The sequence below is a fragment of the Mesorhizobium sp. P5_C1 genome (assembly GCF_054049815.1).
In genome coordinates this window covers 1-1,254 of the sequence record NZ_JBFULQ010000996.1, presented here as the reverse complement: position 1 = coordinate 1,254, position 1,254 = coordinate 1, and the positions used below count along the sequence as shown (strand labels likewise).

General features: G+C 57.1%; 2 protein-coding genes. One reads left to right on the top strand and one right to left on the bottom strand.

The features are described from left to right. A partial coding sequence (locus tag ACXJ7R_RS33330; RefSeq protein WP_457155510.1) for an aldehyde dehydrogenase family protein occupies positions 1-202 on the top strand: 202 nt, incomplete at its 5' end. A 38-nt stretch (positions 203-240) separates the two neighbouring features. On the opposite strand, the gene ACXJ7R_RS33325 is transcribed toward ACXJ7R_RS33330, so the two are convergent. Continuing rightward, positions 241-816 (bottom strand): UbiX family flavin prenyltransferase, encoded by a 576-nt coding sequence (locus ACXJ7R_RS33325; protein WP_457155509.1) that lies wholly within the window; start codon positions 814-816, stop codon positions 241-243. Between the last annotated feature and the right edge of the window lie 438 nt (positions 817-1,254).

Here is a 1,254-nt window from a genome sequence, read left to right as displayed (position 1 = left end):
GATCTGGACCCGCGATCTATCAACCGCTCATAAAGCGGCCGCGCGCATCGAAGCCGGCTACATCTGGATCAACAACAGCAGCGCACACTATTTGGGCGCACCGTTTGGCGGCTATAAGCAATCGGGACTCGGCCGCGAGGAATCCATCGAGGAACTCCTGGCCTGCACGCAGCTCAAGAACATCAATGTCACCTTGGATTGATCGGCGCGCAGCTTAGGATCTGCTTGGGACCAGTCGCGTCAATGTCCGGACCAGCGCCGAAGTCCCGAGACATCGAAACCGAACAGGTCAAGTGCTCGCCCAACAGTGTGGTCGACGATATCGGCGATGGTCTCCGGCTTTGAGTAGAAGGCCGGGACCGGCGGCATGATGATAGCGCCGGCTTCGGTCGCCAGGGTCATGCTACGCAGGTGCCCAAGGTGGAGCGGCGTTTCGCGCACCATGAGCACCAGTCTGCGACGCTCTTTCAGGACCACATCTGCCGCTCGGGTCAAGAGGCTCGATGTCGTGCCATGGGCAATTTCGGAAAGGCTTCGTATGGAACAGGGCGCAACGATCATACCAAGGGTCTTGAAGGAGCCGCTCGAAATGGAAGCCGCTATGTCGTCAGCCGAGTGAACGACGCTGGCCAGTGCTTCTATGTCCTTGACCTTCGTTGAAGATTCGTGAGCGGTAGCAATCTTGGCTGACTTCGTCATGACCAGATGCGTCTCCAACTCGAGTTCTCGTCCAAGCTCAAGCAGTCGTATACCGTACACGACTCCCGAAGCGCCACTTATTCCGATCACCAAGCGTCTCGGCGCTGACTGGCTCAATTCGCAATCTCCCGCATTCGAACTTACGCACCCCGTGGCGACCAAGGACCTKCTATTTTCGGCCATCCCAATTGCGCCGATGGACGCTCATTAAGAGGACAGAAGGCATCGCCAAGGCATAGCCAATTGATAAGCTACCATAGCATTTTCTCGCAAGCGAAAACTGCAGACAGGCTGCCCTAGCGAACGCGGCGGACCACCTTCGTCTGTACTGACGGCCGCGTAGACGTGGTGCTCAAAACACACGAACCACCGGACCAATCGCCGGCCCCTTCGGAACCGACATGCCCAACAGTCGTTTGTCCCCTTTCGCCAATTCGAAAGGAAACGCCTATGCCAGCCCCCGCCGAACTCAAATCCAGGTTCTGGGCATCCTTGAAGTCCGATATGACGATGATGATCGGACTCGATAACTCCAAGGTCATTCCTCGTCCAATG